Source organism: Sandarakinorhabdus sp. (assembly GCF_031422795.1).
GTDB lineage: Bacteria > Pseudomonadota > Alphaproteobacteria > Sphingomonadales > Sphingomonadaceae > Sandarakinorhabdus.
Map to the genome: position 1 here is coordinate 1 of NZ_JANPML010000201.1, position 5,299 is coordinate 5,299.

A 5,299-nucleotide genomic window follows, 5' to 3' on the forward strand; every position below is an offset into this window, starting at 1 on the left:
TCGCCGACATAGATGCCGACATGGCCCTGCCAGCCATCGCGGCTGCCGCGCCAGAAGGTCATCACGGCGCCGGGCTGCGGCACCGGGCAGGGCACGCCGAACTTGGTCCAGGTGCGTGCGCCCAGCGCGTTGGCGGGCAGCACTTCGCCGGGCAGGGTGAGGCCGATGCAGTGGGCGACGAACAGCCCGCACCAGGCGATTTCATCCTTGGCATAATCGATGCGCAGCCGCCGCGCCCAGCCGATGATCAGCGGGTTGGAACCGGGGCCGGTGTCTTCGCGCACGCCGATGGTGCGTTGGGCTTCGATGAACCACGGCATCGACAGGCTGTGGATCGGATCGGGCGCGGCCGCCACTGCGGTGATGGCAAGCTTGGCCCGCGTGTCTGGCCCGGCCACGCCATCCACTTCCAGGCCATTGGCGGCCTGAAAGGCGCGGATGGCGGCAATGGTGTCGCGGCCCATCGCGCCATCGATGGCGCCTGGGTCAAAACCCTTGGCTTTCAGGGCTTTTTGAAGTTCGAGCGTCGTCATATCGGAAGTCTCCCGATGAAAATTGCGTTCGACCCTGAGGGAAAGCTACCATAGCCGCGCTGCGTAGGACAGTCGGGGACTGCGGCACCAAAAGCGATGGTAGGAAAGCCGGCCTGCATCGGTTAAAGCAGCGCCGAATCCTTCCCTTCAATTTGCTGGGCTGCCGCCATGAAATTCTTTGCCGATACCGCTGATGTTGCCGAAATCGCCGATCTGGCGGCCACCGGCCTGCTTGATGGTGTGACCACCAATCCCAGCCTGATCGCCAAATCGGGCCGCAATTTCCTGGAAGTGGTGAAGGAAATCTGCGGGCTGGTCGATGGCCCGGTGTCGGCGGAAGTGGTCGCCCCCGATCACGCCACCATGCTGCGCGAAGCCGCCGTGCTGCGCGCGCTGGCGCCCAATATCTGCATCAAACTGCCGCTCACGCTGGAAGGCCTGAAAGCCTGCAAGGCGCTGACCGCTGAAGGCGTGAAGACCAATGTGACGTTGTGCTTCTCCGCCAATCAGGCGCTGCTCGCCGCCAAGGCGGGTGCCACCTATATCTCGCCGTTCGTCGGCCGCCTGGATGATATCGGCCACGACGGCATGGAGCTGATTCAGGACATCCGCACCATCTACGACAATTATGATTTCAAGACCGAAATCCTCGTCGCCAGCGTGCGTTCGCCCGTCCATGTGCTGGCCGCGGCCCGCATTGGCGCTGATGTTGCCACCATGCCGGCGGCGGTGATCCGCGCACTGGCCGCGCACGCGCTGACTGACAAGGGGCTGGCTGCGTTCGACGCCGATTGGGCCAAGACCGGGCAAAGCATCCTCTGAGCGCGGCGGCCGAGCCTTTGGCCGGGCTCATTGCCCGCTTTCTCGCTTATTCCGGCGACCAGCGCCGCCTGTCTGTCCACACGCTGCGCGCCTATGGCCTGACGCTGGAACGGTTCGATGATTTCCTGTCCACCCATCTGGGCGGGCTGGTCACTGGCGGCCGGCTGGCCACAATCGAACCGGCGGAGCTGCGCGCCTTTCTGGCCCTGCGGCGCGGCGAGGGCCTGGCGGCGCCATCGCTGGCGCGGGACGTTTCGGCCCTGAAGGGCTTTTTTGCCTGGTCGCGGCGCAGCGAAGGCCTGGCCTGCGATGCCATCGCCGCGCTGAAAGCCCCGAAACAGCCGCGCCGCCTGCCGCGCGCTGTCACCCCGGCTGAAGTGCGGCAGCTGGTTGATGTGGTGGGCGAAGCGGCAGCCCAGCCGTGGCTGGCGGCGCGCGACACGGCGGTGCTGCTGCTGCTGTATGGGGCGGGGCTGCGCATCGGCGAGGCGCTGTCGCTGACCGGGGCTGCGTTGCCCCTGGGCGAGGTGGTCGCGGTGACCGGCAAGCGCGCCAAGACGCGGATTGTGCCGCTGCTGCGCCAAGTGCGGGCCGCGATTGTGGATTATGTGGCGCAGTGCCCGTTCGATCTGGCCCCGGCTGAGCCGTTGTTTCGCGGGGTGAAGGGCGGCGGGCTCGATCCCGGCACGGTGCGCCGGGCGGTGCAGGCGGCGCGCGCTGTCATGGGCTTGGCCGCCAGTGCAACACCGCACGCGCTGCGGCACAGTTTTGCCACCCATCTGCTGGCCCGCGGCGCCGATCTGCGGCAATTGCAGGAACTGCTGGGCCACGCCAGCCTGTCGTCAACGCAGATCTATACCAAGGTCGATGCGGCGCAGTTGCTGGATGCGTGGGCGGCGGCACATCCCCGCGCGGAGTAGCCGCGCAAATCAGGCGGGGCGATAGACCCGGCGCGTTTCGCTGAGCGTGATCGGTTCCACATCGATGAAGAACAGATCGAAATGCGGGGTCACCGTGACGGTGATGTCCACGAAATCCTGGGCGTTGGCGGTGCCGGCGGTAATCGTAGGCGCGGCCATCACGCTGGCCAGGCCAAAGCTGTTGCCACTGACGGCATTCTGGATTTCGGTATTGCTGCGGCGCGGGAACAGGGTGGCCACGCGGGCGCCTTCGCCCACCGCGTTGCGCAGCCCGGCGTTTGCCCAGAAAACGGAGCCAACCCCGAAGAACGTAAACACGAACGCCAGGAACAGCGGCAACGTCAGCGCGAATTCGGCGGCGGTGGCGCCACTGCGGTTGCGGGCGAAAATACGGAGTGTACGGATCATTGCAGCCTCACCACAGCATCACCAGTCAACACAAAACCGCCATTGCGGCCGTCGCCATGCAACAGGCCGCCAAAGCTATATTGCGGCACATATTCGGATTGCACCTGCACCGAAACAAAGCGGGCAAACACCTGCCCGGCCGGGCAGAAACTGTTCCAGTTGTTCTGGCGCACACCGTTGCATTCCAGCCAGTTATCCACCGTCAGGGATTGCACCTGTTTGCCATAGGCGGCCCGCACTGCCGGATCGAGATGGCTGAACGATCCGGTGCCGATGGTGCCGGGTGCCAGTGCCAGTTCGATGCCGGTCTGGGCTGCCTGTTCCAGTTGATGTTTTTCCCAGAAGGCCAGGCCGGCATCCATGGCGACAAACAGCAGGCCGGCCATTGCCGGAGCGATCAGCACCATTTCGGCACCGGCAGAGCCGCTGCGACAGGCACGGATGGACGACAAAACACGCATCATCATGCCACCAGCTTGATTTGAGTGCCCTTGAACGAACCGGCACCGCTGTTGGCGGGGCAGACGTTCTGGATATTGGTGTTGCCGCGCCAATCAACGCGGCGCGCCACGATCTGCAGGCAGCGCGTATTCATGCCGCTGGTGCCGTTCATCTGCAGTTCCTGGCGCGGGAAATACAGCGCGCCCTGCAGCAGGCTGGAACTGTTGCCGTTGATGATGTTGGTTGCGGTGTTGGTGGCGCGGCGATCCTGATAAAACAGGATGCCGGCATAGGTGCCGGTGCTGGGCGCCGCCATGTTGAGACGGGCGCCGCCTTGCATGCCCACTGTCGCCACGTTGCTGGTGTTGCTGGCGATGTTGGTGGCGGTAAGGATGAACACCACACCATTGGCCGTGACGTTGGCCTGGCTGCCGAAGTTTACACTGCCGGTGACATAATAAACGCCCGGATTGAAGGTGGCGGTGCCACTGACATCGATATTGCGGTAGGTGCCCGAACTGAACGTGCTGGAACGGTTTGGTTGCACCCGCAGATCGTTGTTGCTGTTGGCGATATTGATCGGATCCGGCAGGTTGCGATACGGGTCACGCAGCGGCAGCGCATAGCTTTCGCGAACGGTGCCTGCAGCATAGTTGCCGGGCGGCACATTGCCCACCGCTGCCACCGGGCTGGCGGTCACATTGCTGGCGCCGTTGGCGATGATGCTGGTGGTGCTGGGCGCATTGCTCATCATGCCGCAGCCCAGGTTCACCGTGGCGCTGCCGCCGATCGGGATGCCGGGGGTGTTGGTGTTTTCCAGTGCCAGCACGCAATAATCGCCATTGCCCACCACTTCAGCCACGGCGCGCGCGCTGATCCGCATCGGGCCGCCCATGATCAGGCCGGTGAAGGGCAGCCGCAGATCGGTCGCCAGGATCACCTCCACCGCCGATGTGGCATCGCGGAAGCTGCCAGACGTGGCCGGGGAGTTGATCACCGGCGCGATCGACATGGGAAAGCCGCCATTGCGGGTGATGTCGTTGCGCGCCGATTGCAGAACGCCCGCGTTGTTGCTGCCAGTGGTCTGGCTGAGCTGATAGGCACCCGCGATGGCGCCCGAATCGGCAGCGCGCTGCATCATGCGCTTGGTCAACGTCCACTGGATCGTGTCGCTGGCCAGGCCAGCCGAACCGATCAGCACCGGCATCATCAATGCCGTCATCGTTGCGATATTGCCCTGCCGGCTGGCCCGCAGACGGCGCATTAAAAAGCCACCCATTACTGTTACGCCCTGTTTTACGCGACGAACGCATCTTTACCGCGAATCAAATAGCAGATTAGGTGTCAAAAAAACGTTAATGGCACATTTTGCCCAGATATCATGCAATAATGTATCTCTCCAAGACCAGTATTCATACTCTGTTTACGTTTTGCTGCCTGGCCATATTTCCAAATTCCAGCAATGTGTTGAACGGGCAACTGCGGATTTCTCCGGCGCTGCGTGTTCGGTGCAAATGACTGGGTTTCAGCAGAAAATACTGCTCAGCGGCAGCAGGGTTGCTGAATGGTGGCTCAATGGCCAGCAATGGCCATGGCCGTCCGTTCTTCCACCAGGCCGGCTGTGGCTTCGACACTGATCGGCACGCCGGCGGACGAGAACAAGCTGGCAAAGGGCAGGCGGGCGATGCTGGAAAGCTGCACGCGCACCACCAGCGGATCACCCGCAAACGGCCCGGATGATGGCCCCTGTTCGATGATCGGGGTGATGGCAATGGCCGGCTGGCCCCCGCTGGCCAATTGGGCCTGCACCGTTTCGGCAACAGCGCGGTTTTGCGACAGCGCTTCGGCACCGGCCAGCGCCGCAATTTCCGCCTGGCGCTGCATGATCCGCTGTTGCAGCGACCATTGCAGCGTGTCGCTGGTAATGCCAGCAGCCGCCATCAGCGCCGGCATCAGCAATGCCGTCACTGTTGATAGGCTGCCTGCCCGATCCTTGGCCAGGCTCAGCCCATGCTGGCCGAACATCGAAATTTAACTTTCCTTTTTAATAAGTAATCATGCGCCATATCTTTATCACTATTCGTTCGATTCGTAACTGACTCATTTATTCAACAATTGTTTACCATTGTTTACTGAAAATAGTCTTTGTTGATGGAATCTTCGACTCTGTTGCCC

Annotated in this window: 7 protein-coding genes; 2 read left to right on the plus strand and 5 right to left on the minus strand. The window is 62.8% G+C overall.

The annotated features are described in order from the left end of the window. Window positions 1-533 (minus strand): peptidoglycan-binding protein (locus RMO81_RS07700; protein ID WP_310475238.1); only part of this gene is annotated, 533 nt, incomplete at its 3' end. A 168-nt stretch (window positions 534-701) separates the two neighbouring features. On the opposite strand from RMO81_RS07700, the gene fsa reads away from it, so the two are divergent. Together fsa and RMO81_RS07710 are read left to right on the plus strand one after the other, a co-directional pair. Continuing rightward, window positions 702-1,355, plus strand: coding sequence for a fructose-6-phosphate aldolase (gene fsa / locus RMO81_RS07705; protein ID WP_310475239.1), 654 nt, complete (start codon window positions 702-704; stop codon window positions 1,353-1,355). Between the two features lie 17 nt (window positions 1,356-1,372). Then, the gene (locus RMO81_RS07710) at window positions 1,373-2,275 is read left to right on the plus strand and encodes a tyrosine recombinase XerC (RefSeq protein WP_310475240.1); all 903 of its coding nucleotides are present in this window, start codon (window positions 1,373-1,375) and stop codon (window positions 2,273-2,275) included. Between the two features lie 9 nt (window positions 2,276-2,284). Here RMO81_RS07710 and RMO81_RS07715 read toward each other — a convergent pair whose 3' ends face one another. The 4 genes from RMO81_RS07715 to RMO81_RS07730 all read right to left on the minus strand — a co-directional run bounded on the left by RMO81_RS07715 (window position 2,285) and on the right by RMO81_RS07730 (window position 5,149). Continuing rightward, window positions 2,285-2,683 carry a pilus assembly protein gene (locus RMO81_RS07715; RefSeq protein ID WP_310475241.1) on the minus strand — a complete coding sequence of 133 codons (399 nt, stop codon included), beginning with the start codon at window positions 2,681-2,683 and terminating at the stop codon, window positions 2,285-2,287. After that, on the minus strand, window positions 2,680-3,150 hold the full coding sequence (locus RMO81_RS07720) for a TadE/TadG family type IV pilus assembly protein (RefSeq protein WP_310475243.1): 471 nt from the start codon (window positions 3,148-3,150) through the stop codon (window positions 2,680-2,682). Before RMO81_RS07720 ends, RMO81_RS07715 begins: the two co-directional genes overlap by 4 nt. Further along, complete coding sequence (locus RMO81_RS07725; RefSeq protein WP_310475245.1) at window positions 3,147-4,388, minus strand: pilus assembly protein TadG-related protein; 1,242 nt, start codon at window positions 4,386-4,388, stop codon at window positions 3,147-3,149. Before RMO81_RS07725 ends, RMO81_RS07720 begins: the two co-directional genes overlap by 4 nt. 308 nt (window positions 4,389-4,696) lie before the next feature. Next, entirely contained in the window at window positions 4,697-5,149 is a 453-nt protein-coding gene (locus RMO81_RS07730) for a hypothetical protein (protein WP_310475246.1), read from the minus strand. Window positions 5,150-5,299 lie beyond the last annotated feature (150 nt).

What these genes read in the sequence shown, in the direction of transcription:
- fsa (WP_310475239.1), top strand. Translation starts at nt 702, where the DNA reads ATGAAATTCTTTGCCGATACCGCTGATGTTGCCGAAATCGCCGATCTG.
- RMO81_RS07720 (WP_310475243.1), bottom strand. Translation starts at nt 3,150, where the DNA reads ATGATGATGCGTGTTTTGTCGTCCATCCGTGCCTGTCGCAGCGGCTCT.
- RMO81_RS07725 (WP_310475245.1), bottom strand. Translation starts at nt 4,388, where the DNA reads ATGCGCCGTCTGCGGGCCAGCCGGCAGGGCAATATCGCAACGATGACG.
- RMO81_RS07715 (WP_310475241.1), bottom strand. Translation starts at nt 2,683, where the DNA reads ATGATCCGTACACTCCGTATTTTCGCCCGCAACCGCAGTGGCGCCACC.
- RMO81_RS07730 (WP_310475246.1), bottom strand. Translation starts at nt 5,149, where the DNA reads ATGTTCGGCCAGCATGGGCTGAGCCTGGCCAAGGATCGGGCAGGCAGC.